The 24191-nt window shown below is 65.4% G+C and carries 21 protein-coding genes and 2 pseudogenes; 7 read left to right on the top strand and 16 right to left on the bottom strand.

The genetic code is table 11. The features are described from left to right. Positions 1-23: 23 nt before the first annotated feature. Positions 24-1250: an inositol-3-phosphate synthase gene (locus tag SHTP_RS10500; protein ID WP_096370554.1), complete on the bottom strand. Its 1227-nt coding sequence runs from the start codon at positions 1248-1250 to the stop codon at positions 24-26. A gap of 159 nt (positions 1251-1409) precedes the next feature. Here SHTP_RS10500 and SHTP_RS10495 point away from each other — a divergent pair, with 159 nt between their 5' ends. Then, a complete protein-coding gene (locus tag SHTP_RS10495; protein ID WP_096370553.1) occupies positions 1410-2162 on the top strand; it encodes an O-methyltransferase in 753 nt (250 codons plus the stop codon). Between the two features lie 6 nt (positions 2163-2168). Here the strand turns inward: SHTP_RS10495 and xerD are convergent, their stop codons facing one another. The 12 genes from xerD to SHTP_RS10435 all read right to left on the bottom strand — a co-directional run bounded on the left by xerD (position 2169) and on the right by SHTP_RS10435 (position 13962). Beyond that, positions 2169-3110: a site-specific tyrosine recombinase XerD gene (gene xerD / locus SHTP_RS10490; protein ID WP_096370552.1), complete on the bottom strand. Its 942-nt coding sequence runs from the start codon at positions 3108-3110 to the stop codon at positions 2169-2171. Next, a complete protein-coding gene (locus SHTP_RS10485; RefSeq protein WP_011739798.1) occupies positions 3107-3730 on the bottom strand; it encodes an NUDIX domain-containing protein in 624 nt (207 codons plus the stop codon). Before SHTP_RS10485 ends, xerD begins: the two co-directional genes overlap by 4 nt. Next, complete coding sequence (locus SHTP_RS10480) at positions 3723-5474, bottom strand: CTP synthase (RefSeq protein WP_096370551.1); 1752 nt, start codon at positions 5472-5474, stop codon at positions 3723-3725. Before SHTP_RS10480 ends, SHTP_RS10485 begins: the two co-directional genes overlap by 8 nt. A 137-nt stretch (positions 5475-5611) precedes the next feature. Further along, a complete protein-coding gene (locus SHTP_RS10475; protein ID WP_096370550.1) occupies positions 5612-6565 on the bottom strand; it encodes a copper transporter in 954 nt (317 codons plus the stop codon). Between the two features lie 21 nt (positions 6566-6586). Further along, complete coding sequence (gene steA, locus SHTP_RS10470; protein WP_096370549.1) at positions 6587-7768, bottom strand: putative cytokinetic ring protein SteA; 1182 nt, start codon at positions 7766-7768, stop codon at positions 6587-6589. A 165-nt stretch (positions 7769-7933) separates the two neighbouring features. Continuing rightward, entirely contained in the window at positions 7934-9679 is a 1746-nt protein-coding gene (gene recN / locus SHTP_RS10465) for a DNA repair protein RecN (RefSeq protein ID WP_096370548.1), read from the bottom strand. Between the two features lie 12 nt (positions 9680-9691). Continuing rightward, entirely contained in the window at positions 9692-10615 is a 924-nt protein-coding gene (locus tag SHTP_RS10460; protein WP_096370547.1) for an NAD kinase, read from the bottom strand. Then, positions 10612-11457, bottom strand: a complete 846-nt coding sequence (locus tag SHTP_RS10455) for a TlyA family RNA methyltransferase (RefSeq protein WP_096370546.1) — start codon at positions 11455-11457, stop codon at positions 10612-10614. Before SHTP_RS10455 ends, SHTP_RS10460 begins: the two co-directional genes overlap by 4 nt. Before the next feature lie 7 nt (positions 11458-11464). Further along, on the bottom strand, positions 11465-11641 hold the full coding sequence (locus tag SHTP_RS10450) for a hypothetical protein (RefSeq protein WP_012394238.1): 177 nt from the start codon (positions 11639-11641) through the stop codon (positions 11465-11467). Between the two features lie 24 nt (positions 11642-11665). Continuing rightward, the gene (locus SHTP_RS10445) at positions 11666-12676 is read right to left on the bottom strand and encodes an HAD-IIA family hydrolase (protein WP_096370545.1); all 1011 of its coding nucleotides are present in this window, start codon (positions 12674-12676) and stop codon (positions 11666-11668) included. A 2-nt stretch (positions 12677-12678) separates the two neighbouring features. Then, the gene (locus SHTP_RS10440) at positions 12679-13512 is read right to left on the bottom strand and encodes a tetratricopeptide repeat protein (protein WP_172900532.1); all 834 of its coding nucleotides are present in this window, start codon (positions 13510-13512) and stop codon (positions 12679-12681) included. Between the two features lie 60 nt (positions 13513-13572). Then, a complete protein-coding gene (locus tag SHTP_RS10435; RefSeq protein ID WP_096370544.1) occupies positions 13573-13962 on the bottom strand; it encodes a DUF732 domain-containing protein in 390 nt (129 codons plus the stop codon). Positions 13963-14511: 549 nt separating this feature from the next. Here SHTP_RS10435 and SHTP_RS10430 point away from each other — a divergent pair. Together SHTP_RS10430 and SHTP_RS10425 are read left to right on the top strand one after the other, a co-directional pair. Further along, positions 14512-15776: pseudogene (locus SHTP_RS10430) on the top strand (YcaO-like family protein). Continuing rightward, positions 15773-16915: pseudogene (locus SHTP_RS10425) on the top strand (TfuA-like protein); the annotation flags it as partial. The pseudogenes SHTP_RS10430 and SHTP_RS10425, both read left to right, overlap by 4 nt. Before the next feature lie 24 nt (positions 16916-16939). Here SHTP_RS10425 and SHTP_RS10420 read toward each other — a convergent pair. The 3 genes from SHTP_RS10420 to SHTP_RS10410 form a co-directional block, all read right to left on the bottom strand. Next, positions 16940-18142 (bottom strand): ISAs1-like element IS2404/ISMul1 family transposase, encoded by a 1203-nt coding sequence (locus SHTP_RS10420; protein WP_420872988.1) that lies wholly within the window; start codon positions 18140-18142, stop codon positions 16940-16942. Positions 18143-18339: 197 nt separating this feature from the next. Beyond that, positions 18340-19632, bottom strand: coding sequence for a tyrosine--tRNA ligase (tyrS, locus tag SHTP_RS10415; protein ID WP_096370542.1), 1293 nt, complete (start codon positions 19630-19632; stop codon positions 18340-18342). A gap of 11 nt (positions 19633-19643) precedes the next feature. Further along, positions 19644-20255 (bottom strand): DNA-3-methyladenine glycosylase, encoded by a 612-nt coding sequence (locus tag SHTP_RS10410; RefSeq protein WP_096370541.1) that lies wholly within the window; start codon positions 20253-20255, stop codon positions 19644-19646. A gap of 59 nt (positions 20256-20314) precedes the next feature. Between SHTP_RS10410 and SHTP_RS10405 the strand changes: the two genes are divergently transcribed. The 4 genes from SHTP_RS10405 (at position 20315) to SHTP_RS10390 (ending at position 23835) form a co-directional block, all read left to right on the top strand. Then, positions 20315-21082, top strand: coding sequence for an ABC transporter ATP-binding protein (locus SHTP_RS10405; RefSeq protein ID WP_096370540.1), 768 nt, complete (start codon positions 20315-20317; stop codon positions 21080-21082). A gap of 203 nt (positions 21083-21285) precedes the next feature. Then, positions 21286-22488, top strand: coding sequence for an ISAs1-like element IS2404/ISMul1 family transposase (locus tag SHTP_RS10400; protein ID WP_420872987.1), 1203 nt, complete (start codon positions 21286-21288; stop codon positions 22486-22488). Then, positions 22464-23210 carry an ABC transporter permease gene (locus tag SHTP_RS10395; RefSeq protein ID WP_231991795.1) on the top strand — a complete coding sequence of 249 codons (747 nt, stop codon included), beginning with the start codon at positions 22464-22466 and terminating at the stop codon, positions 23208-23210. The genes SHTP_RS10400 and SHTP_RS10395 overlap by 25 nt, the downstream gene beginning before the upstream one ends. A 1-nt stretch (position 23211) precedes the next feature. Beyond that, positions 23212-23835 carry a TetR/AcrR family transcriptional regulator gene (locus SHTP_RS10390; protein WP_096370537.1) on the top strand — a complete coding sequence of 208 codons (624 nt, stop codon included), beginning with the start codon at positions 23212-23214 and terminating at the stop codon, positions 23833-23835. Positions 23836-24191 lie beyond the last annotated feature (356 nt).

Raw genomic sequence — 24191 nt, 5'->3', positions numbered from 1 at the left:
CAGGTCGAGGTACGCCTTGGGTTTCACAGCTCAGCTGAATCCGGTGTCGAGAAGGAGTTGGCCCACTGGTGCAGTGCTTCGTACTGCGCCGCCAAGGAGTGCGTCGAGGATCCCCACGGCTCCTTGAAAAAGAAGCCGAGCTCCCCCACCACGCCCTGCGCGCCTCGCATTCGGGCCATCGACAGAAGTCGTGCCACGTCGAGAACCAGCGGCGCAGCCAACGCGGAATCCGGTGCAGACCAGGTAGTTTGCAGCGTGATCTGGCCGCCCAGAAATCCCGTTGCATGGATGAAGTCCCACGCAACCTTGGTTTCCCCCAGATCGGGCACGTAGTCGATGTGCAGCGGAGCGGTGACATGGCCGCCGAGCATCTGCTGGATGCCGCGCTGCTTGCTGGCGAGCTTGGACTGCACCGCGACCGGGTCGGCCAAGGTGGCGCCGTCACCGCCCCCCAGCAAGTTCGACCCGGCCCATGAGTGAACGTTCATCGCGCGGCTGGCAAACATCGGCGCCAACACCGTGCGCAGCAAGGTCTGGCCTGTCTTGGCATCCTGACCCGCGTAGCTGATGTCAGCCTCGGCAGCGAGTTGGCGCAGCGCGGGGATACCCAAAGACGGCGACGGCGTGAAACAGGCATAGGCGGCACCGGTACGTATCGCGGCCAGCGCCGTCAGCGCACTCGCCGGCAGCAGCGCTCGGTTCTTCTCGCCCAGCGCCAGACGCAACAGTTGCGGGCCGCGATACTCCGGTAGATCGGCAACCGGCGGCTGGGTCGACGCGACATCGATGACAACCAAACCATCCAAACCATGACGCGAAACGAACGAGGCCATCGCATCGCAGAGCCGGTCGATCAGTTCGGCTTGGGTGCTCGCACCCGCACTGCAGGGATCCGGCGTGGCCACACAAGAAGGACCCACGATCTCGTCGTCGGTGGCTGCCAGCCGATCGGAGAGTGTGGCCGCCACCTGGTGCGGCAGAAGTCCGGCTTCAACCAGGGTTTCCGCGCGTTTGACCAACGAGGTGGTGGACAGGTCTCGTCCGCCCACCACAAAATCGGAGTAGTTCGGCAGCGGCACGTCGGCAAAGTCGGCATTCGAAGTCACACAACCGGTTTCAGATACCAGACCCGCGCTCAGCGCATACAAACCGACGATCGACGTAGTTGCCACCGACCCCCGGGCGCCGCTGAGCCACAGACCGCAGCGCTGGCCTGCGGTTGCCTCGGATCTGGCGCGATCGCGATTCATAGCCGTGCTCACTTGTTCGACAATTTCTTGAAAATTCGGCGTGTCAAACTAGCTTTTCCAAACAATTGATGCTAACACCGCGCAGCTCGAACGTGCCTGGTCAAATGGCGCGCGATGTGACGAAATCAACTGGCCCACGAAAGCGGTAGCGTGGACTCGATGAGGCTCAACGCACGCTTCGCTCCGTTGCGGTGGTCGGTATTGCGCCTGGCGCTGGCATTTCGCACCCTGCTCAGAACGGGCCAGGTCGGCGACGGCCGCGAGGCCGCGGCTGTCGACTATGTGCTCGCGCATGCCCGCGCCGGCGATATCGACGACGTGCTGGCCACCATCGACAAGTTCGCCTACGAAAAGTCCATCCTGGTCAACGTCGGCGACGAGAAGAGACTACTACTCGATGCCGCGGTGCGGCGCGCCGATCCGGCACTGGCGCTGGAGCTGGGTACCTACTGCGGGTATGGCGCGCTGCGGATCGCGCGGGCCGCACCGCAGGCCAAGGTGCACTCCGTCGAACTCGCCGAAGCCAACGCCGCCAACGCCCGGCAGATCTGGGCTCATGCCGGCGTTGCCGATCGCGTGACATGTGTCGTGGGCACCATTGGCGACGGCGGACGCACCCTGGACGCACTCGCGACCGAGCACGGATTCGCCCCCGGTGCGCTCGATTTCGTCTTTGTCGATCACGACAAGAAGGCCTACCTCGACGACCTGCAAAGCATCCTGGACCGGGAGTGGCTGCATCGGGGCTCGATCGTGGTGGCCGACAACGTCAAGGTGCCCGGCGCTCCCGAGTACCACGAATACATGCGGCACCATCAGGGCACGCTATGGGACACCACCGAGCACAAGACCCACCTCGAGTACCAGACCCTGGTATCGGATCTGGTGCTCGAATCCGACTACTTGGGGTGACTGGCGCTAGGTGGCCCGGGGGTGCGCGCCCGCCCACACTTCGCGCAGCGCGTGCACGGTGACCAGCGTGTAGATCTGCGTCGTTGTCACCGAGGCATGACCCAGAAGCTCCTGCACCACCCGGACATCCGCGCCGCCTTCCAGCAGATGAGTCGCAAACGAATGGCGCAGCATGTGCGGCGATACCCCCGAGGTGATGCCGGCACGTTCGGCCGCATCCTGCAACACCTGCCAAGCGCTTTGGCGCGACAGGCGACCGCCGCGCGCGTTGAGGAAAATCGCCGGGGTGCCGCGGCCGCGGCGGGCGAGCTCCGGACGTCCGCGCACCAGATAGGCGTCCAAGGCTTGTACCGCGGGACGCCCCACCGGCACCAGCCGCTGCTTACCGCCCTTGCCCTGTAACAACACCGTCCTGGCCTGCGTATCGATATCGTCGACATCGAGTCCGACCGCCTCGGAGATCCGAGACCCGGTGGAATACAACAGCTCCAGCAATGCCCGGTTGCGCAGCGTCAGCGGGCCGTCCGCCGGATTGTCGCCACCGGCACCTTCGAGCAGGGCCAGCACCTCATCGATGGTCAGACTCTTGGGCAGCCTTCGGCCCGGTGTGGGCGGACGCACGGCGCGCGCCACATCCAGCGCGGCCAGTCCCTCCGCGGCCGCGAACCGATGCAACCCGCGCACCGCAATCAGCGCTCGGGCCGCCGACACCGCCGACAGCCCGAGCACTCCGGATTCGGGATCTCCCCGTCGCAGGGCGACCAGGAACTCGCTCACATCGTCCTCGCCCACCTTGGCTAAATCGGTGACCCCCCGATCTTCGAGGTGCTTGGAGTAGCGGCGCAGGTCCCCCCGGTAGGCGCTCAACGTGTTGGCGGCAACGCCACGTTCGATCGCTAAATGGTCGAGATAACCCTGCAACTGCGTGTCCAGGGTCAGGGTGCTCACCGCGAGTTCTTCCGCGCCATGAACGCCGTCGGTCTGTCGATCCAGGGACTGTCCAGCGGGCGCGGCTGGGCCAGCCCGGTGGAGATGGAGTGGGCGGCCAAGACGCCGGCCACCGCGATGGCGTTGACGATCTCGCCGGTGAACACCTTGCTCACCGCCTCGGTGAGGGGAAACCACCGCACCGTCATATCGGCTTCTTCGTGATGCCCCTCGGGCTGCTCGACTTCGCTGAGCCCGGTGGCCAGATAGACCCGCACCGACTCGTCGCTGAATCCGGGCGCGGAGTCCAGGTCGATGAGCACCTGCCAGTGCTCGGCCTGCAGACCCGCCTCCTCATGCAGTTCGCGCGCCGCGGTGACATGGGAGGGTTCTCCCGCGGCATCGCGCAGCCCGGCGGGAAGTTCCAGCAGCCGCCGCCCGAACGCGTGGCGGTACTGGTAGACCATCGGGATATTGCCGTTGTCATCCATCGCGACGATGGCAACCGCTCCGTAATGCTCGATGACTTCACGCACGGCAGTGGTGTCACCGGGCATCCGCACCCGATCTCGACGCAGCGCGAAAATGGCCCCCGTATATAAGGTTTCGGACGAGATCGTCTCGAAGTCGTGCTCAGCCACGGTTTGCGGGCTCAGGTATCGACTGCCCGACCTGATCGCGCCGCTCAGCGCCGTTGGAAACCCGCTCGGGCATCTCCACCGGCAGCAGCTCGCCCTCTTTGTAGTCGATAGCCGCCTTGACGAACGCGGCGAACAGCGGATGCGGCCGGGTAGGCCGGCTCTTCAGCTCGGGGTGAGCCTGGGTGCCCACCACGAACGGGTGTTGCTCGGGCGGATATTCGACGAACTCCACCAAGTGGCCGTCAGGTGAGGTCCCCGAGAAGCGCAGCCCACTTTCGGCAATCCGCTCCCGGTAGGCATTGTTGACCTCGTAGCGGTGCCGGTGCCGTTCGGACACCTTGGTCGATTGATATGCCTCGGCCACAATGGAACCCGATTCCAATACGGCGGGATAGGCACCGAGCCGCATGGTGCCGCCCAGATCGGCCTGGCCGGACACGATGTGTTCCTGATCGGCCATCGTGGAGATCACCGGGTCGGGTGTACCGGGTTCGAACTCGGCCGAATTGGCCTCGGTCAGCCCCACCGAGCGGGCGGCTTCGATCACAATGCACTGCAGCCCCAGGCAGAGCCCGAACACCGGCAAACCGCGCGACCGCGCGTAGCTGATGGCGCTGATCTTGCCCTCGATGCCCCGGATACCGAACCCGCCGGGAATCAGTACCCCGTGGACGTCGCCCAAGGCGCTGGCGACGCCGCCGTCGGTCTGGCAGTCGTCGGAGCCCACCCAGCTGATTTCGACCTTGGCCCGATGTTTGAATCCGCCGGCCCGTATTGCCTCGATGACCGACAGGTAAGCGTCGGAAAGCTCAACGTATTTACCCACCAGAGCAATTCGAACCGTTTCCTTTGGTTCGTGCACCCGGCGCAGCAAGTCGTCCCACTCGGTCCAGTCGACGTCGCGGAAGGGCAGGTTGAGCCGGCGCACCACGAACGCGTCGAGTTCCTCGCGATGCAACACCTTGGGGATGTCGTAGACCGAGGGCGCGGCCGGGGTGGAGATGATGCCGTCGATGTCCACGTCGCACATCAGGGCGATCTTGTTCTTAAGCGCTTCGGGAACATCACGGTCACAGCGCAGGATGAGTGCGTCCGGAGTGATACCGATGCTGCGCAGTGCGGCCACCGAGTGCTGGGTCGGCTTGGTCTTGAGCTCCCCCGAGGGGGCCAGGTACGGGACCAACGACACATGGAGAAAGAAGACGTTCTCGCGCCCCAGGTCGTGGCGCACCTGGCGGGCAGCCTCGAGGAATGGCTGAGATTCGATATCGCCTACCGTGCCGCCGATTTCGGTGATGACGACATCGGGGCGGCGGCCGTCCGCGTTGGGCTCGGCCATCGCCATGATGCGCCGCTTGATCTCGTCGGTGATGTGCGGGATCACCTGAACCGTGTCGCCGAGGTACTCGCCACGGCGCTCCTTGGCGATCACCGTCGAATAGACCTGCCCGGTGGTGACATTCGCCGACCCGGACAGGTCTCGATCCAGGAATCGCTCATAGTGGCCGACGTCGAGGTCGGTTTCGGCGCCGTCTTCGGTGACGAAGACTTCACCGTGCTGGAACGGGTTCATGGTGCCCGGATCGACATTGAGATACGGGTCGAGCTTCTGCATGGTCACCCGCAGACCGCGGGCGGTCAGCAACTGACCGAGGCTGCTTGCCGTCAGTCCTTTGCCGAGTGAAGAAGCGACACCACCGCTGACGAAGAGGTGCTTAGTAGCGGTTTGCGGATGCCTACGCAAGTGAGCGACCTCCGTGAAGACGGGCAGGGTTTGAATTCTTCGGACATTCCTAGCCGCAACCAGCTAGGCCTGCCGACCCACGGAAACCCACCCTAACATCCGCAGCGCCAGCCCGCGGATAACACGCCCGAGTGGAGTTACTGAGCGACCGTGACCGACGTCGCACCGTGGCCGGTGCCGTACTGCCCCGGATGACCGCCGTTGATGAGATCGTGCAGGGCAAGGATCGTGGTGATCCGCCCGGGGGCAGCGTCTACATCGTCGACCGTGCTGATGGTGGCCGCCATCCCGGCATCGGCCTGGGCCACCGCGACGGCCGCGGCGCCGGTCGAGGAGCCGTCCCGACCGGCGAGCACGGTGCCGGACCCGTGCGGCGCCAGCGCCGCGGCGAATCGCGCCACGCTGGCGCCCTGGTTGCCGGCATCGGCGGGCAGCGCACCGCCGGTGATCACGATGGCGGCGTTTGCTGCGCCTATGTGATCGCTGGGCTGATAGGTGATGAAGCCGGTTTCCCGCAGGGCGCCCAGCACGGTGTCGCGCTGGGCGTCGTCCACTCCCGGGCCCGCCGCCGGGTCCGGTTTGGCACTGGTCAGCAGGGCGATCCCGAGCAAGTCCCCGGCCTGCGATCCCTGGTCGACGAGCTTGGTGCTCAGTTGCGTGCCGGGCGGCAGGACGGTCGAGTCCACCACCGAGCGCAGCTTCTCCGCGGAGTTGGCTTCGACGAACTCCTGGGTCAGCGACACGGTTCCGGGCACCGAGCCCCCGGCCTGCGCGACGATCTTTGTCACCGCGGCGACGTCGTCGTCACTGGCATCCGGAGTCCGGAAGATGATCACCGATTTCCCGGCAAGAGCGTCATGGACGATGCGGCCCAGCATCTGATTATCGAAATCGTTTGCTGCGCTAAGTTTCTCGTTGAGAGCGTTGCGCTGATCATTGAGAGTGCCGATCTGCGTATAGAGATCGCGCTTCTCGTTACGCAGACTCGACAGCAAGGTGTCCGAGAAGAAGCCCGAACCCAGCACCACCCCGATCGCCAGTGCCAGAAAGACAGCCGCCAGCGAGATCGCGTGTTGGCGTAACGAGATCATAGAAGCACCGTCCTCGAAAAGTTAGGTGACCAGGTGCTGCACCCAAAGGGAGAAGCGGTTCCAGTAGTCGACGATCCAGTGCACCACCACCCCATCGGTGCGTGACACCCACAAGACAACGATGATGGCGATCAGCATCGTCAGGGCCAACAACGCAATCGCCCCGGCCGAAATGTGGTTGCGGTACAGTGTTGCGACGGCTTTGGCGTCAACCAGCTTCTCCCCCACCCGCAGCCGGGTCAGGAAGGTCGACGGGTTGCTCTGCACCCGGGTGCGGTCGAAGAACGTCTCGATGTTGGCGTTGTGACCGGCGGTGACCAGCAGCGCCGCGCCGTGGTGATCGGCTAGCAGCAGCGCCAGATCGGTGGCCGAGCCGGCGGCGGGAAATGTCATCGCACCGACCCCGAGATCCTGGATCCGCTCGAGCCCCGGGGCGTGGCCGTCCGCATCGGCGGGCAACACCACCTGGGCACCGCACTTGAGCACCTCGGTGCTGATCTGGTCGGGGTCGCCGACGATGAGCTGCGGCCGGTAGCCCGCCTTGCGCAACACGTCAGCGCCGGTGCCGACACCGACCAGAACAGGCTGGTACTCCTTGATGAACGGCTTCAAAGACTTCAGATCATCGACGGCGCTCGGCTCTTCGGCGACGATCACCACGTGCCGGCGGCGCATGTCGACGTCGATATCGGGAATGCCGATTCCGTCGATCAACAACGGGCTTTCGCTGCGGATGAACTCAATTGTGTTGCCGGCGAACGCCTCCAGGTGGGCAGCCAGTCCGCTCTTGGCCTCCCGCATCAGATCGGCAATGTCATGATCGGTGCGCTCGGTGCCGCGGATCAGCCGCCGGTCACCCGAGTACACGCCGCCCTCGTAGAGGCGGACCTTGGACCCGTCCTTGACCTTCTTGAAGATCTCCGGCCCGGTCTCGTCGATGAGGGTGACGCCGTTGTTGACCAACACCTCGGGGCCCAGGTTGGGATAGCGGCCCGAGACCGACGACGAAGCGTTGACGACGGCGGCCACACCGGATTCCACCAGCGCGTCTGCGGTAATGCGGTCCAGGTCCAGCGCATCGAGGACCACGATGTCACCGGGACACACCCTGCGCAGCAGTCGGTCGATATTCCGATCAACCCGGGCGGTGCCGATCAAGCCGGGCCGAGCGGTGTTACGGGACAGAAGCGCAGACATCTTCATGGGGGCGATTCTGTCGGTGAAGCGCGGCCTAGGCGGGGAGGCGCGCCGTAACATCAGCCCCATAAGTTATATGTCGTCACACCTGTCACAACCCCATTGCGGGGTTGTTCGCCGAATTGTTGCCGTACTTCAACAAGACAGCGACGCGCGCTGACTAATCGCCGGCTAATCCTTGTCGTTCCGCGCGGTATCGAGCAGCTCACGGGCATGCGCACGACCGCTGTCGGACTCCCCGAGCCCGGCCAGCATCCGGGCCAGCTCGCCGACGCTCTCATCGTCGGAGAGCCGCCGCACCTCGCTGGCACCGCCCTTGGTGCCGTGCACCATCAGATGCACGTCGGCGTACGCGGCGACCTGCGGCAGGTGCGTGACGACGATGACCTGATGAGTGCGCGCCAACCGCGCCAGGCGGCGCCCGATCTGGACTGCCGCCCAGCCGCCGACGCCGGCGTCGACCTCGTCGAAAACCATCGTGGTGCCGGCCGCCGATGCCGCCAGCACGACCTCGAGCGCCAGCATCACCCGGGACAGCTCGCCGCCGGACGCGCTCTTGGCCAGCGGCAGCACCGTCATTCCACGGTGCGCCGCGAAGCCGAATTCGACCAGGTCGACGCCGTCACCACCGGCGCGCACCCGCTCACCGGTCGGCAAGGTCAACGCGACGGCATCGTCCTCGTCAGCCACCTCGACGCCGACGGCGATGGTGAATTCGGCATCGGCCATCGCCAAAGCGGACAGCTCGGCGGTGACCTCCTTGGCCAGCCGCTTGGCCGCCTTGGCCCGCGTCTTGCTGAGCTCGGCCGCCGCCTGCGCGACTTCATGCTCCAGCTCGCCGGCACGGCGTTGCAGCGCTGCCAGACCTTCCTCGGACACGTCGAGTGCGGCCAGCCGGGCGCGTGAGTCCTTCGCCCACGCCAAGACCCCGTCGATGTCGGCGGCATACTTGCGGGTCAGCGTGCGCAATTGCGCTTGGCGAGCCAGCTTGGTGTCCAAAGCGCTGGCGTCGGCCGGTAGGGCATCCACATAGGAGCCGAGTTCCCCGGCCGCATCGGAGACCACCGCCAGCGCGTCGCTGACCTGCTTGGCCAGGGCCTGCAGGGTGGCGTCGTCGCTGGATTCCAGGGCCGCTCGGGCCCGGCCCAGACACTCGGCGGCACCGGTCCCGAATGCTTCTTCCGATGCGCCCGACAACGCGGCGCGCGCCGCCGACGCGGCCTCGCGCAGGGTGTCCAGCTCGGAGAGCCGCGCGATGTCGGCCACCAACGCGTCGTCTTCCCCGGGCTGCGGGTCGACGGTGTCGATCTCGTCGAGCGCAAACTGCAGCCGATCCGCCTCCTGGGCCAGCTCTCGGGCCCGGTTGCGGCGGTCCAGCAGATCGCGTCGTGCCAACAGCCAGGTGTCACGCAGCTTGCGGTAGCGCTGTAGTGCGCTGGCGCTGGTCGCAAAGCGGTCCAACGCCCCGCGCTGTTCCTCGGGCCTCATCAGCCGCAGCTGGTCGTTCTGCCCATGCAGGGCGAGGAGTTCGTTGGTGAAATTGCTTAACGACTTGGCCGGCACGCTGCGCCCGCCCAGATACGCCCGCGAGGAACCGGAGCTGCTGACCGACCGCAGCGCGATCACGCTGCCGTCCTCGTCACGATCTGCCCCCGACGCGTCGAGCATGTGATCCAGGTGTGCGGTCGCGCTCTGGTCGAGATCGACGGTGGTGAAACGGCCCTCGACGATCGCGCGGTCAGCACCCGAGCGAACCCGGTTGGCGTCGGCGCGGGCACCGCCGAGCAGGTGCAGTCCGGTGACCACCATCGTCTTGCCGGTGCCTGTCTCGCCGGTCAGCACGGTCAGGCCACGATCGAACTCCGCGGTCGCGGCGCTGATGGCGCCAAGCGATTCAATTCGTATCTCGGTCAGCACAGGTGCGAGCCGCTATTTCCCGCGCCAGCCGGTTACCGGCAGGCGGAACTTGTGAACCAGGCGATCGGTGAACGGCGCGCTGTCCAGGCGGGCCCACTTCACCGGGGTATCGCAACGGGTCACGTCCAGCCGGCTGCCGGCAGGCATCAACATCTCGCGGCGACCGTCGCAGAACACCATGGCGTCGTGCCCGTCCGGCTCGATCTCGACGGCGATCGTGGCTTCGGGGCTGGTCACCATCGGCCTCCCGAACAGGGCGTGGGCGTTGTTGGGCACCACCAGAATCGCTTCCAGATCCGGCCAGAGCACCGGACCACCCGCCGAGAAGGCATAGGCGGTGGATCCGGTCGGAGTCGACACCAACACCCCGTCACATCCGAACGCCGACACGGATCGCCCGTCTATTTCGACGACCACCCCCAGCACTCCCAGCCGGGGTCCCTTTTCCAGGCTGACCTCGTTGAGCGCCCATCCCTTTTCGAGGTCGCAGCCGGCCTTGCGCACGACGACGTCCAGCGTCAGGCGTTCCTCTACCCGGTAGTCGCGCGCCACCACATGGTCGAGCACCCGGTCGATGGCCTCGGCCTCGGCTTCGGCCAGGAAGCCGATCCGCCCCAGGTTGACGCCGAGCACCGGAATCTGCGCGTTGCGGGCCAGCTCAGCGGCCCGCAGGAAGGTGCCGTCGCCGCCGAGCACCAAGACCAACTCGCAGCCGTCGGCGGCGCGCGGATCCGCGTCAACCACTTCGATATCGATGCCCAAGGCCCGCATGTCGTCGGGCGCCAGATGCAGCGACCCCCGGTCTACCGCCTCCGCCGAGAGCACCCGAAGGGCAATACCGTTGTCACCCAGGACCTTCTCAACCCGTCGTGCGGTTTCAGTGGCTTCGTCGCGCCCGGTGTGGACCACCAGCAGGACGGTACGGGTGGCGGTCACTGCGGGCCTCGTTCCGCGTGCCCGGACGGTTCTCGGCCCGGACCTTCGGCCACGGCAGTTTGGATCGCATCCGAGAGCGTGTCATCGGACAACGGCCGATCGGTCTGGGCGCGCAGCCACAGGAAGTATTCGACGTTTCCCGACGGACCGGGCAGGGGGCTTGCCGTGACACCGACGGTGTGCCAGCCCAGCTCCCCGGCGCGCCGCGCGACCGACAGCACCGCCCCGGCGCGCAGAGCGGGATCTTGCACCACTCCGCCAGCACCGACCTGGCCCTTGCCGACCTCAAACTGTGGCTTCACCATCGGAACGATATCGGCGTGCGGCAAAGCACACGCAGCCAGCGCGGGCAACACCGTGGTCAGCGAGATGAACGACAAATCGGCCACCACCAGGTCGACCTGCCCGCCTATGGCCGCCGGGGAAAGATCGCGAACGTTGGTCCGCTCGATGACAATCACCCGCGGATCCGTTCGCAGTGACCACGCAAGCTGGCCGTACCCGACGTCGGCGGCGACCACCTCGGCGGCGCCGCGGTCCAACAGCACCTCGGTGAACCCCCCGGTCGACGCGCCCGCATCAAGACAGCGACGGCCGTGCACGTCAATGCCGAAAGCGTCCAAGGCACCGATCAGCTTGTGGGCTCCGCGTGATACCCAGCCGCGTTCGCTGTCGGCAGCAACCGTCAGCGCGGCCGTAGCCGCCACGGCGGTGGCCGGCTTCACCGCCGGCAGGCCATCGATACGCACTTTGCCGGCGCTGATCAATTCCGCGGCCTGCTGGCGGGAACGTGCGAGTCCCCTGCGCACCAGCTCGGCGTCAACGCGGGTACGCCGTGCCACGCCGCACTCAACCTTTCTCCGCCGACTCCAAGGCCTGCAACAACACGTCGTGTGCCTCTGAAAGGCGACGGGCAATGTCTTCCAGCTCAGCCAGAGACGGCCCGTTTGCACCATCCGCGACCTCGGGCAATTGAGCGAGTAGCGATTCGATTTCTGTGCGAATTTGGTCAGGATCAATAGTCATCGGACTCCCTACGCTAGTTGGCCGCTACTCGCTGTGCACCAGGGACCAGCGGTGCAGGCCCTCCCACGCGTGGCCGTCACCGCCGTTCACGGTGAACGGCCGGCCGTCGAACTGGGCATCCCACACCGCGCACGCGACGGCACGGACGATCGACAAATCGTCGCCCGCCTGCTCGCCGTTGGCACTGACCGTCACCGCCGCGCCGTCGACCTGCACTCGCCAGCCGGCCTGCGGTGCTACCGCCAACGTGGCGCGGTCCTGGCGCAGCGAGCGCAGGTCATGGCCGATATATGTGGGCCGGCAAACGGGATCGGCATGCACCGCATCCCGTGCGCTGCTGACCCCGGTGAGAACCATGAGACTGGGCAACCCGGCGGCGTTGGCCCCCTCGATATCGGTGTCCAGCCGGTCGCCGATCACCAGCGGAGCACGGAAGTCGCCACGCCCCACGGCGTCTTTCATCAGTTGTGGCCCGGGCTTGCCCGCCACCTGGGGCTGTGCGCCGGTGGCGGTTCGCAGCGCGGCCACCAACGATCCGTTGCCCGGCAGCAGACCGCGCTCGGTGGGCAGCGTTTTGTCGACATTGGCGGCCACCCACAACGCGCCGGCCCGGATGGCCAGCGCCGCCTCGGCAAGCTCGGGCCACCCGATGGTCAGGGAAAGCCCCTGGACGACCGCATCGGGTTGGTCCTCGAAACGGCGCACCGGACGCAGACCGGCCGCGCTGATTTCGTCGGCCAACGCGTCGGTGCCCACGACCAGTACCTTCGAACCCGGTGGCAGGGCGGCGGCCAGCAGATGAGCGGCACTCTGAGCGCTGGTGACAACGTCTTCGCTGGTGGCCGTGAAACCGAGCTCGCGCAAGTGCACCGCGACCTCGCCGGCGCTGCGCGACGCATTGTTGGTGACGAACAGCTTGCGCGCCGTGACCTCATCCAGCGACTCAACCGCGCCTTCGGTGGGCTGGCTGCCGCGGAACACCGTCCCGTCCAGGTCGATCAGCAGGCAGTCATATTCCTGCGCAATGTTTTTCACCGCTACTCGGCCAGTTCGTCGACTCGGTCCTCGGCGTCGGTGACGCCTTCGCTATCGGCGGCCGCCGAACGCAGAAACCAATGCAACGCCTCGTCGCGACGGCCGAGCGCCAGCAACGTGTCGGCGTAGGCATAGAAAAGCCGAGCCGCGGTCGAGCCGGTCCGGTCCGGATCCAGCTGCGGTGTGGACAACAGGGTCAGCGCCTGCTCCAGCTGTCCAAGATCTGCCCGGGCCCCCGCGGCGACAATCCGCAACTCGTCGGCGTCGTCACCGCTGAGCTGCGTCGCTTCGGGACCGCGGGCCAGATCGATGGCCCGTTGCGGGCGCCCGAGGCCACGCTCGCAGTCAGCCATCAGCGCCAGCAACGCGGACTTGCTGCCCATCCTGCGCGCCGCTCGCAACTCGGCCAGGGCCTGACCCCAATCACCGCAGTGATAGGCCGCGATGCCGACGGCTTCACGAACCACGGCGATCCTGCTGGAGCGCGCCCGAGCCGCACGCGCGTGCGCCAACGCGGCCTGCGGGTCCTCATCGAGCAGCTCTCCGGCTGCCACCAGGTGGCGGGCGACTGCATCAGCGGTCGCCCGATCCAGGGTGCTCAATTCACGCCGGATCTCGGGTGCCAGTTGCTTGGCGTCCACGCCGGGCGGCACCGCCGGACCTTCCGGCCGCGCGCGGGTCCCGTCACCGGATGCGTTTTGCGGCTGAGCCGGACGCGCTCGGCCCGGGCCCGACCACGAACCGTCACGATCCCGCCGTGGACCGCGCCGTGGTGCATCGCTCGACGCCGATCGCAGTCGTCGCTGCCCACCGCGACCGTGCCTGTCGTCGACCACTCGCTAGAGGTTACGGGCACGCCGGGCAGGCTCACAATCAGCCCGGATGGGCCCAGTGGGTCAGGCCTGCAGCCGGTTGGGCAGCAGGGGGTAGATCACCGCTGGGCAATAGGTCGCTATCGCGACCACGGTGAACGCGGCCGCGGTCTCGCGGGGCATCCCGTTCTTGTCGACCATCCTGGCCACCACGGACTCGAACGTCCCGTTTGGCTCCACCGCCATCGGGCACACCGACCTGCCCATTGCCATGGCTGCGGCGGGCTGACTGCAGGAGATGCCGGCGTTGTTCAGAGCCGTCAGGAAGGCATTGCCCATCATGTCTGCGTGTATCGGAGCCGCCACGGCCGCCGACCCCCCGAACACCCCGGCGGTCAACGCCAGGAATCGAAGGGCCAGCGCCGGTCCGCCCGCGCGGCAGGTCCGTGGTGCACCGTCTGACTGCTGTGTCATCACCCGTTTTCACCTGTCAGTCGTGGAGCTCCGGACGCACAAATCACCGTGTAACAACAGTGCTCAACGACAGTCACATTCACGCCTCGGTGGGGTAAAGGTTTGCACACTAACGCGTTTTGCCGCAGGTGGTGAGGGGGCCAGGCGCTAGGACAGCCGCTCCTTGACCCCCAATCGGGGGACAAGGAGTATCGGGCGGTTGGGGGAGCCGAATTTCCCCTTCCAATCAGCTGGTTGTGGGATAGCAGCGGCGTCGCGCCCCCCGCAGAATGGTTTTCAGCGCGGGAACGAAACAAGAGAACGAACCCGCGACCAGCACCGCAACTAAATAGACCAATTGGCGGGGACCTCTTTCGCCCCCCCAAGTACTGAGATCCCCGCCGAACACCACTTCGCACAGCAGACAGAGAGAGCTCAGCGCTCATCTGATCCCCGACTGCCAGCGGGGTCTCATCGCCGCCCCCTCTCCCCCGCGATGAGATCCCGCTGGATCTTTTTCAGCGACTTTTCATGGCCCCTGTGCCGGCTCCAACTGAGTAGTGTGAAGCAATGTCCAAACCGCCCCGGCTTGGTACGCGGCAGTTGCCCCAAAAGCCGAACGGTCCGGATTGGTCGCACTGGCCGGTTCGAGTCCTCGGGCACGCCGACCCCACCACGATCGGGCATCGAGCCGGTACTCACCGGACCATTTCTCCCGATCAAACCTGGCAGGCGGTCCAACCGCTGCTGGCGCAAGCCGGAATCACCCGAGTCGCAGACCTCACCTGGCTCGACGATCTCGGGATTCCCACCGTGCAGGCGGTGCGCCCCGCCTCCCTGACCTTGTCGGTGAGCCAGGGAAAAGCCACCACTTACCGGGCCGCTCAGGTGTCGGCCGTGATGGAGTCCCTGGAAAACTGGCACGCTGAAAACGTCACGCCCACCATGTTGGCAACGCCGGCAAGGGATCTCACGGCGGAGCTGACCTACGACCCAGCCGACCTCAACCGGCCGGCAGGCAGTCTGTATCACCCTTCGGCCAAGCTCGACTGGATGGTCGCGACAACTTTGTTGAGCGGCCGACGGACCTTCGTGCCGTGGCTGTCCACCGTGGTGAATGTCGCTGTCAACGATTCTCCTGCGGACCTCCGATGTTCGGCATGGACACCACCGGATTGGCTTCGGGCAACAGCTACCACGAAGCGACAGTGCACGCGCTCTACGAGATCATGGAGCGCCACGGCATGGCCACCGCCGAGCCCGGATCGACCCTTTTCCATGTCCCCCTCGAGGACGTCGCCCGCTCCGACTGCGCCGAATTGGTCGAAATGATCCACCAAGCTGGAAGCGAAGTGCAGGTCGCTCGCATCGACACGTGGGACGGCTTCTATTGCTTCGCCGCCGAGCTGACGTCGCCGATGTTGGAAGTTCCGTTCAGCGGCAGCGGACTTCACCATGACCCCAATGTCGCCCTGTCCAGGGCGATCACCGAAGCCGCACAATCGCGCTTGACCGCCATCAGCGGAGCCCGCGAGGACCTGCCCTCAGCGATCTACCACCGGTTCGCCCGGGTTCACAGTTATGCGGCGGTGCACCGATCCATGCAATCGATGCCCGACGCCGAACCCACCGCGTGGCACATCGACTACACCAATTCGCTGGGCGAGCTGCTGGCCACCGCAGCGACCGCGGTGACCAAACGTTCTGGCACCGAGCCGCTCGCGGTCGTCTGCGAATTCGCCGACGCCTGCGTTCCGGTGGTGAAGGTGATAGCCCCCGGTTTGTCCGCTTCGATAGCCTCGCCGATGCGAACCCCGCTGCAGGAGCACCAGTGACATTCACGACAACCGGCGGACGGATCGTCGTCACGGCCGGGCCCACGATCAGCGCCGACGACGTGCACGCCGTGGTGCCCCACGCTGAGGTGGTGCCGCCGATCGCGTTCGGCCACGCTCTTGGTTACGGGCTGCGGCCCGGCGATGCGCTGCTCATTGTCGACGGCTTGTTCTTCCAGCAGGCATCGGTGCGTCACAAGGAACTGCTGACCCTGATCTCCGACGGCATTCGGGTCGTCGGTTCGTGCAGCATGGGAGCATTGCGAGCCGCCGAGCTGCACCCGTTCGGTATGGAGGGTTACGGCTGGGTTTTCGAAGGATATCGGGACGGGCTGCTGGAAGCAGACGACGAGGCGGGGATGGTGCACGGCGATCCCGAAGACGGTTATCCCATCTTCGTCGATGCGCTGGTCAACATTCGGCAAACCTTGGCGCACGCCGTCGAATCCGGTTTGCTATCAGCAGCTTTAGCGGATCAGCTGATCGACACGGCCCGCAGTACACCGTTTACCCAGCGGACCTGGAATCGCCTGCTGGACACCGTTGGCGCCGGCGAGAGCCAGAATCTGGCAAAGCAGTTGAGGTCTCTGCGAGTGGACATCAAACACGCCGATGCGGTGCTCGCGCTTCAAGAAGTGCTCCGCGGTCAAGCCAGTACCGCCGTGCGGCCCGGCCCACCCCCGACCGTGTGGTCGGAGCGCTGGCGGCAACGCTGGTCACCGCCGACGCCGGTGGCTTTGGACGCCGCGGAGAGCGCCGAGCCCGCGATCGACGCCATTGACGTTGCCGATATCGACGTACTTTCGCTGCTGAGCTTGTGCGCCAGCGATCGGTGGGCCTACCTGCCCGCATTGGAGCAGGTGGCCGCCTGGCACTGGAGTTTGAACCACCCCGACGCCAGCGGCAACGTCGGTGACCGGGCCGCGCTAGCTGCCGCCGAAGTCCCCTGCGACAGTTATCAACTCTCGCTGGAGACGGTCGCCCACCACTACGCATTGGCAACCGGCATCATCGACGACGCAGGTTTTCCCGAGCACGTCAGGGCGCATTGGCTGACCGCCGAAGAAAATTCCGCCCTTGGCGACGACGCGGTTGCGGTGTCCGCGCGGCTGACTACCCGCACCTTGTTTTTCGCCCGATCCCCAGGGCTCCGGCGTTGTTGATTAGCAGGCTTGTGAGCTGGGGAATTGTGGATTGAGGAGGTCTAGGCGGCGGTTGGCGGTCAAAGCGGTGATCCGGCAGGCTTCGGCGATGTTGTCGGCGCCGTTGAGGCGGTGCAGATTGATCGCGGTGTTGCGTAGCGTTGCTAGGACCTGTGCGCCGTTTCCGGTATGTGCCCTTTGACGGTCTTCGTCGAAGGTGACGTCGCGTATCCAGTGCAGGCTGTTCTCGATTCCCCAGTGTTGACGCATCCAGGTCATGATCGCGGTAGGGCGGGCGTGCTCGAACGACAGGCTGCAGATGGCATAGACCACCTCCACGCTGCGCTGGTCGGTGGCGGTGATCAAGCGTTCACGAGTGATCCGGATGATTTGTTTTGCGTAGGGGAAGCCGATTCCTCGTGCAGCGGTGATGATTTGCAGGGTGCGGGTCTCGACACGGCCGTGGCCGCGGGAGTCGTCGGTAGCGGCTGCGGGCACCTCGGCCCAGGGCAGCGCGGTGATACGCGCAAGTATTTTGGCTTGGTTGGACTTGACGATCATCAGGTAGTGCGACTTCAAGGTGGCGCAGATCAACTTCGCGGTGACGACCTGGGTATGCATCGCATCCACGGTGACCAGCCACCGCAAGCTACCCGGCAGCAGCGTGAGCAGGGCACGTACGCAGGGAATTTCATTGCTTTTCTCGGCGACAGCGAGTTGACCGAGCACCAATCGGGCACGGTGGGCGAACACCGACACGAGATGCGTGGCTGTCGCTTTGGCGCGTAAAGCACCACGCAGCATCTTGCCGTCCAACGCGATCGGCACCAATCCACTGGGGTCGCTGCTGGCCACGTATGCAGTGAAGTAACTGCCCATCCTGGCGTTGAGGTCGGCGGGGTCTAGCCGAGACAAAACAGCGCGGAAGGTCTTCTCACTGGGCCGCCGGAACCCGACCCCTAATTGGGCCAACACATCATCGGGAGCGGTGGCCGCCCATGTGGCAAAACCAGCATAGCCGCGCATCCCCGCGGCAGTGGCCAGAACCGCGATCGCCAACAAAGCCATCAGCGAATACCTCCGACCGCGTGGGCCCCTCGGGTCTGGCACCGAGGCCAACACATCGAGAAACTCCGATCCGATGAGCTCGCTGCGCTCACCAGGACTCCAGCGGTCGAACACCTCTGGAACCGACGACACAGGCAATACTGAAACGGTAGGCACGAGCAACTCCAGACCAACGACGAACAGTAACCAACTCGATCGTTCTCCAGATAGCCCGTGCCTACACTCCGGCCCCAATAGCGCGGCACCAAAGATCATCAACCCAGCTCACAAGCCTGCTAATCAACAACGCCGGAGCCCTGCCAGTGCTTTGAGAAATGCTGGACTATGCATTTCACTCACCGGGAAAGAGCGGCTCAGCCGACGCGTTCCACTCCGGCGATGTTCCGCTTGCCACGGCGCAGCACCAGCCAGCGGCCGTGCAGGAAGTCCGATGTCTGCGGTACCCACTCATCGGTCTCGACCCGAATGTTGTTGACCGACACCCCACCTTCGCCGATGGTGCGCCGCGCCGCGCCCTTGCTGGCCGAAAGCCCGGTGGCCACCAGCAAATCCACGATGCCGTCCGGGGTGCCCGGCTCGAGTTCGGCGATGCTCGTCTCGCGCAGTGCCGCGCGCAGAGTCGCCTCGTCGAGCCGGCTCAACTCGCCATGGCCGAAAAGCGCTCGGCTGGCGTGCTCGACGGCCTCGGTGGCCGCCTCCCCATGCACCAGGGTGGTGAGTTCGGCCGCCAGCCGGCGTTGGGCGGCGCGCTGGTGGGCCCGCTCGGCGGTGGCCTGCTCCAGCTCGGTCAGTTCCTCGGCAACCAGGAACGTGAACCACCGCAGGTAGCGGATCACATCCGCGTCGGCGGTGTTTACGAAGTACTGGTACCAGGCGTACGGGCTGGTCATCTCGGGGTCCAGCCAAAGGCTGCCGCCGCCGGTCGATTTGCCGAACTTGGTGCCATCGGCGGCGGTCACCAGCGGGACCGTGAGGGCGTGCACCGCCGCACCCGACTTTTGGCGCACCAGGCGGACTCCGGCGATGATGTTGCCCCACTGATCCGATCCGCCGATCTGCAGCGTGCAGCCGTGGCGCCGGTGCAGTTCGACGTAGTCGTTGGCCTGCAGCAGCATGTAGCTGAACTCGGTGTAGGAGATCCCCTCGCCCTCCAGCCGCCGCCGGATCGTGTCCCGATCCAGCATCACGTTCACCGAGAAGTGTTTGCCGACGTCACGCAGAAACTCGACGGTCGACATGGCGGCGGTCCATTCGAGGTTGTTCTCGACGATCGCGCCGGTGGGAGATCCGTCGAAGTCGACGAAGCGTTCCAGCTGGCCGCGGATCCGCTCGGTCCAGTTGCCCACGGTATCGGCGTCGTTGAGACTGCGCTCACCGATGTCGCGAGGGTCGCCGATCATCCCGGTGGCCCCACCCGCCAACACGATGGGACGATGGCCCGCTCGCTGAAATCGCCGCAACGTCAATAGCGGCACCAGGTGTCCGGCGTGAAGGCTTGCCGCGGTGGGGTCGAAACCGGCATAAACCGTCAGCGGCGGGCGCTGTGCGTTGGCGGCCAGCGCGTCAAGGTCGGTGGACTGGGCGATCAAGCCGCGCCAGCCCAGCTCGTCGAGGATCCCAGCTGACCCAGAAGAGTTTGAAGACATCGCGCAAGACTCTAGTCGCTGGCCCCGAGGGCGGGTGCTCGTGGACTTCGTCGATACGCCGACACCTCCGGACGGTCGGCCGACCGCAACCGCCAGGGCCGGTCGGCGGCGCGGCTGACTCCCACCCGCGGCCCCGAGACCGCCGCGATCGGTTCGTGCAGCTGGAGCGTCACCGGACTGGCCGGGTCAAACAAATCAATCCCGTTGTCATCCATGGTGATCCCTAGCGCCGAACACAGGTTTCCCGGACCACGCCCGAGCGCGGCGGTGGCAACCAGCCCACCCCGGCGGGACCGGGCGACATCGGTACCGCGACCAATGGCGCACGCCCTGAGCAGCACCGCCGCGGCCGTACCGTCGGGACCACACGCGACGTTGGCGCATACGTGGATTCCGTGGCTGCGGTAAGTGTAGAGCCGACCGGGTGGACCGAACATGACGCGGTTGCGCGCACTGGGTCCGCGATAGGAATGGGCCGCCGCGTCGGGCCACGGGCCGTCGGGAACCCCGCCGTAGGCCTCGACCTCGACGATGACGCCGCACACCCCCCGCGCGGCGATGGTCGCCCCGAGCAGTCGATGTGCGGCAGATACCGGGTCGACCAGCAGTTGCTCAGCGCTCATCGCAGCGATTGTGCCCTTCCTGTTGACAAACCCCCACTTCTAGGTCGACTATTCATCGCATGGTGACTTCAACAAGCGTTGAATCGCTAACAGGTGGGTCACAGCCGGCTGTCAGCATCAAGCACCTACGGGTCATCCGCGGCAAACACTCCGCGCTGCACGACTTCTCGGTCGACATTGCGCGCGGCACCATCACCGGCCTGCTCGGGGCATCCGGGTGCGGTAAGACCACCCTGATGCGCAGCATCGTCGGCACCCAGATCGTGACGTCGGGAACCGTCACCGTGCTGGGTCATCCGGCCGGTTCTGCCGTGCTGCGCCGCCAGGTCGGATATCTGCCACAAGATCCAGCGATCTACCACGACCTGCGAATCATTGACAACGTCCGTTACTTCGCCGCCCTCTACGGCTACAACAGGCAAGCCGCCGATGATGCGATCGCGCGAGTGGGCCTGACCGATCACCGCACCGACTACTGCGCCAACCTGTCCGGCGGACAGCGAACCCGGGTGTCGCTGGCGTGCGCGCTGGTGTGCCACCCCACCTTGCTTGTCCTCGACGAACCTACGGTGGGCCTGGATCCCGTTTTGCGCGTAGATCTTTGGCAGCAGTTTGCCGAGCTAGCCCGCGCCCGAACGACATTGCTGATTTCCAGTCATGTCATGAATGAAGCCGAGCACTGCGGCGATCTGCTGCTGATGCGTGCCGGCCGCCTAGTGGCGCAGACCACCCCGACCCAACTACGGAAGGACACCGGATGCATGTCGCTGGAGGAGGCGTTTCTCTCCATGATCCGCCGCCACACCACCACGCACCAGGCCGAATAGGCCTGCGCGCCTACACCGCTACCACCACGCGAATCCTGCGTCAGCTCGCCGCCGATCACCCAGGGCTCCGGCGTTGTTGATTAGCAGGCTTGTGAGCTGGGTTGATGATCTTTGGTGCCGCGCTATTGGGGCCGGAGTGTAGGCACGGGCTATCTGGAGAACGATCGAGTTGGTTACTGTTCGTCGTTGGTCTGGAGTTGCCCGTGCCTACCGTTTCAGTATTGCCTGTGTCGTCGGTTCCAGAGGTGTTCGACCGCTGGAGTCCTGGTGAGCGCAGCGAGCTCATCGGATCGGAGTTTCTCGATGTGTTGGCCTCGGTGCCAGACCCGAGGGACCCACGCGGTCGGAGGTATTCGCTGATGGCTTTGTTGGCGATCGCGGTTCTGGCCACTGCCGCGGGGATGCGCGGCTATGCTGGTTTTGCCACATGGGCGGCCACCGCTCCCGATGATGTGTTGGCCCAATTAGGGGTCGGGTTCCGGCGGCCCAGTGAGAAGACCTTCCGTGCTGTTTTGTCTCGGCTAGACCCCGCCGACCTCAACGCCAGGATGGGCAGTTACTTCACTGCACACGTGGCCAGCAGCGACCCCAGTGGATTGGTGCCGATCGCGTTGGACGGCAAGATGCTGCGTGGTGCTTTACGCGCCAAAGCGACAGCCACGCATCTCGTGTCGGTGTTCGCCCACCGTGCCCGATTGGTGCTCGGTCAACTCGCTGTCGCCGAGAAAAGCAATGAAATTCCCTGCGTACGTGCCCTGCTCACGCTGCTGCCGGGTAGCTTGCGGTGGCTGGTCACCGTGGATGCGATGCATACCCAGGTCGTCACCGCGAAGTTGATCTGCGCCACCTTGAAGTCGCACTACCTGATGATCGTCAAGTCCAACCAAGCCAAAATACTTGCGCGTATCACCGCGCTGCCCTGGGCCGAGGTGCCCGCAGCCGCTACCGACGACTCCCGCGGCCACGGCCGTGTCGAGACCCGCACCCTGCAAATCATCACCGCTGCACGAGGAATCGGCTTCCCCTACGCAAAACAAATCATCCGGATCACTCGTGAACGCTTGATCACCGCCACCGACCAGCGCAGCGTGGAGGTGGTCTATGCCATCTGCAGCCTGCCGTTCGAGCACGCCCGCCCTACCGCGATCATGACCTGGATGCGTCAACACTGGGGAATCGAGAACAGCCTGCACTGGATACGCGACGTCACCTTCGACGAAGACCGTCAAAGGGCACATACCGGAAACGGCGCACAGGTCCTAGCAACGCTACGCAACACCGCGATCAATCTGCACCGCCTCAACGGCGCCGACAACATCGCCGAAGCCTGCCGGATCACCGCTTTGACCGCCAACCGCCGCCTAGACCTCCTCAATCCACAATTCCCCAGCTCACAAGCCTGCTAATCAACAACGCCGGAGCCCTGGCCGATCACCGCAGCGTTGCGATGATCCTGCTGGTGCCGGTGCTGGTGATCACGCTGATGTATTTCATGTTCGAAAATGCCCCGCACCGCCCCGGCACGCAAACGCCGTTCAAAAACGCGTGTTTGATCCTGTTGGGCCTGTTCCCGCTATTCGTGATGTTCATCATCACCTCGATCACGATGCAGCGAGAGCGGGCATCCGGGACGTTGGAGCGGGTACTGACCACGCCGCTGCGGCGGCTGGACATGCTGGCCGGTTACGGCACAGGATTTTCGCTCGCGGCCGCGGCACAGGCCACGGTGGCTTGCATCGTGTCGTTTTGGCTGCTCGGGTTCGACACCGCGGGCAGTCCCGTGTGGGTCTTCGTAATCGCAGTCGTCAACGCCATTCTGGGAGTCGGTTTGGGATTGTTGTTCAGTGCCTTCGCCCGCACGGAGTTTCAGGCCGTGCAGTTCATCCCCTTGGTGATGGTGCCGCAGTTGCTGCTAGCCGGCATCATCGTCCCTCGTGCGGTCATGCCTACCTGGCTCGAGTGGGTCAGCAACGCCATGCCCGCAAGCTATGCGCTGGAAGCCTTGCAGCAGGTGGGAGCTCATCCCGAGCTCACCTACATCGCTCTTCGCGACATCGTCGTCGTGGTGGTTTTCGCGGTCGCATCCCTTTGCCTGGCCGCCGCAACCCTACGCCGACGGACACCCTAGCGTGGAAACGACAAACACCGGACGCCGGCGACCTGGACGCCCCATCGGCACCTCAAACACCAGGGAACACATCCTGACCTGTGCGCGAGAACTCTTTGCGCTCAATGGTCTTGACCGACCCTCGGTCCGGTCGGTGGCTGCGGCCGCCGGCGTGGATGCCGCTCTTGTGCATCACTACTACGGCACCAAACAACAGCTGTTCGCTGCCGCCATCCAAATCCCCATCGATCCGACCGTGGTGCTCGAGCAGATTGTCGAAACCCCCGTTGACGAACTCGGGCTCAAGCTGCCGTCCGTGTCACTGCCACTGTGGGATTCGGACCTGGGCACCGGGCTCATCGCTACCCTGCGGGCGTTGATGGCAGGCACCGAGTCGAATCTGGCGCGTTCTTTCCTGCAGGAGGTGGTGACAAGCGAAGTAGGTTCGCGAGTCGACTCCCCCACCGGAACCGGCAGGATCCGCGCCCAGTTCGTGACCTCCCAACTGCTGGGAGTGGTGATGGCTCGCCACATCGTCAAGATCGAGCCCTTCGCCTCACTGCCGGCCGACCAGGTCGCACAGGCCATCGCTCCCACCCTGCAGCGCTACCTCACCGGTGAGCTGCCAGAGGAGATTGCGTCATGAAACGAGCGCACTCGTCACCGATGACGCCGACGACAGCGATGAGGCTGTGGGACCGCTCGACCAACAACACCGGGCCCTCGCCCGCGCTGCAGTAGGCACCGCTTAGCCATGGGCGGCCAGGCAAAACCTACCGCCACCCAGATGCGACAGCCGACACCGGCCAGCCCGGCACACCAAGACTCTCAGCACTTCTTCTGAGCGCTCGGTGTGCCGGGCCGAGGCTGGACTCGAGACCGAACGCCGCGCCGCTTCTCGGCGCGGTGCTTACCCGTTGCCGCTACTTTCATACCTTTCGGTATGCATTCCTATACCATCTGGTATGCAGATGTGGCTGCCGATGGCCAGGACGAGTACCA

This window comes from Mycobacterium ulcerans subsp. shinshuense (assembly GCF_002355775.1).
GTDB classification, from domain to species: Bacteria; Actinomycetota; Actinomycetes; order Mycobacteriales; family Mycobacteriaceae; genus Mycobacterium; species Mycobacterium marinum.
The sequence above is the reverse complement of the archived record's forward strand: the minus strand, read 5'-3'. Positions and strand labels throughout refer to the sequence as shown.

What these genes read in the sequence shown, in the direction of transcription:
- SHTP_RS10405 (WP_096370540.1), top strand. Translation starts at nt 20,315, where the DNA reads ATGGTGACTTCAACAAGCGTTGAATCGCTAACAGGTGGGTCACAGCCG.
- steA (WP_096370549.1), bottom strand. Translation starts at nt 7,768, where the DNA reads ATGAAGATGTCTGCGCTTCTGTCCCGTAACACCGCTCGGCCCGGCTTG.
- tyrS (WP_096370542.1), bottom strand. Translation starts at nt 19,632, where the DNA reads ATGTCTTCAAACTCTTCTGGGTCAGCTGGGATCCTCGACGAGCTGGGC.
- SHTP_RS10410 (WP_096370541.1), bottom strand. Translation starts at nt 20,255, where the DNA reads ATGAGCGCTGAGCAACTGCTGGTCGACCCGGTATCTGCCGCACATCGA.
- SHTP_RS10435 (WP_096370544.1), bottom strand. Translation starts at nt 13,962, where the DNA reads ATGACACAGCAGTCAGACGGTGCACCACGGACCTGCCGCGCGGGCGGA.
- SHTP_RS10500 (WP_096370554.1), bottom strand. Translation starts at nt 1,250, where the DNA reads ATGAATCGCGATCGCGCCAGATCCGAGGCAACCGCAGGCCAGCGCTGC.
- SHTP_RS10450 (WP_012394238.1), bottom strand. Translation starts at nt 11,641, where the DNA reads ATGACTATTGATCCTGACCAAATTCGCACAGAAATCGAATCGCTACTC.
- SHTP_RS10495 (WP_096370553.1), top strand. Translation starts at nt 1,410, where the DNA reads ATGAGGCTCAACGCACGCTTCGCTCCGTTGCGGTGGTCGGTATTGCGC.
- SHTP_RS10475 (WP_096370550.1), bottom strand. Translation starts at nt 6,565, where the DNA reads ATGATCTCGTTACGCCAACACGCGATCTCGCTGGCGGCTGTCTTTCTG.